The sequence below is a fragment of the Endozoicomonas sp. SESOKO4 genome, from assembly GCF_024606275.1.
This window is the reverse complement of sequence record NZ_JAHHPS010000520.1, coordinates 1-1,483: the sequence shown is the minus strand read 5'-3', so window position 1 is coordinate 1,483 and position 1,483 is coordinate 1. Positions and strand designations below refer to the sequence as shown.

General features: G+C 42.8%; 1 protein-coding gene. It reads right to left on the bottom strand.

Going from position 1 to position 1,483, the window contains the following annotated elements:
* A partial coding sequence (locus KDK16_RS10125) for a hypothetical protein (RefSeq protein WP_257275942.1) occupies positions 1–1,046 on the bottom strand: 1,046 nt, incomplete at its 3' end.
* Positions 1,047–1,483 lie beyond the last annotated feature (437 nt).

The following is a 1,483-nucleotide window of genomic DNA, read 5'->3' as shown; positions in this document are numbered from 1 at the left end:
TTGGCAACATTGTTAATGTCGACTCTGTTTCTGAAAATATCCATGCTGCTCCCAAACCCAAGAATAAAGTCACCCGCTTTAGCCATATCGCCCTCGAATGAATTCTCAATAACAGCAACCCTTTGTGTCTGGTTAATGATTGTATGAAGGTTAATGAAGACGCCTGCTTCTGGAATATAGCTGTCGCGCAACCTTGTTGCGGTTTTACCTATGATCGTGTTTCTGACGAACAGCAGGCCCGGGCCCGGGCGTATATCGTTGGCCGATGCATCCAGAGACTCTTTGCACTCAAGATTAAGTGCGGCCTTGGTGAGAGGAAGGTGAAACAGGTTGTTCACTACAATCAGTCTACGGTTGTAACACTTTCCTGCAAAAATATTTTCAACCGTCCTATTGGTGTTATTAGGACTAACTGGCTGGAAAGTAAGGTGTCTTATATGACTGTCTCTCACATTGCCAAACTGGAAATTGCCATTCATTCCAATCCTGATCATATGAGGATCATAATAACCTGACCCAAGACTGATAATGATTTCAAAACCATCATCTGCCGCCCCGATAATGTCCTGACCGTCCTTCAAAGTTATTTCATTACCAATAAGATAATTAACCGGGATGTTTTCCGGCGCAGGGGCAGAGGATACCGAAGATGTCGCAAGAGCAACGGATGCAGAAGGAGTCGCAGTAGAAGACGACACTACAGTTTCGGAAGAGAGAAGTATAACAGCATTCTCAGGAATCTGTTTGATCACATCAGCCAAATCCTCTGCCGGATCGGCACTCAGAACAAAGCACTCTCGTCCGCTAAAAAGGCTACCATACTGGTTTAGCCGCCGCTCAACCCCCGCCGTTTGTCCTATCAGAGAATCACACAAACCTCTCGAATTGGATTTCGAAGAAGCAGAGGTCGTGGTTAGAGAAGAGATCGTGGTTGGAGAAGGGGTTATGTTCAAGGATTGAGTCGCCGTCTGGGCTTCTGCAATCAAAGCCATTAGCAGGAATAAAGGGACGACTAACCGGGCTGAATAATGCTGTAGTTTGACCATGCTCTGGACTCTTTGGAACAGTCGACAGGAAGTCTAGCCCTTGTATTTATACTTATCCATTAACTGCTGTAAGGGACACTCAGAAAAAAGCAATAAATTGGATGTCTCTATCACTGTGACCATCCATTGTCGTTTACATAGATTTTATTTTCAAAGTTAATATCAAATTGCTTTTTTATAAAATTATGAGAAAAGTAATGTCTTGATAAAAATTATTCTCCATATCATCATTACCCTCCCATCCTGCCACTATTATCGAATAATTTTTTCTTTCTTTTCAGATAGTAATACCCTGATTCTGTCTGTAAACAATGAACCTTCATCCTCAACCGATCATTCAAGCCATGCAAGGAAATCATCAGGAAATTAAACGGAGAGAATCATGCCCGGTTAAACATCCACCACCCACTGTTTCACATTATTGGTTAACCAGTAAC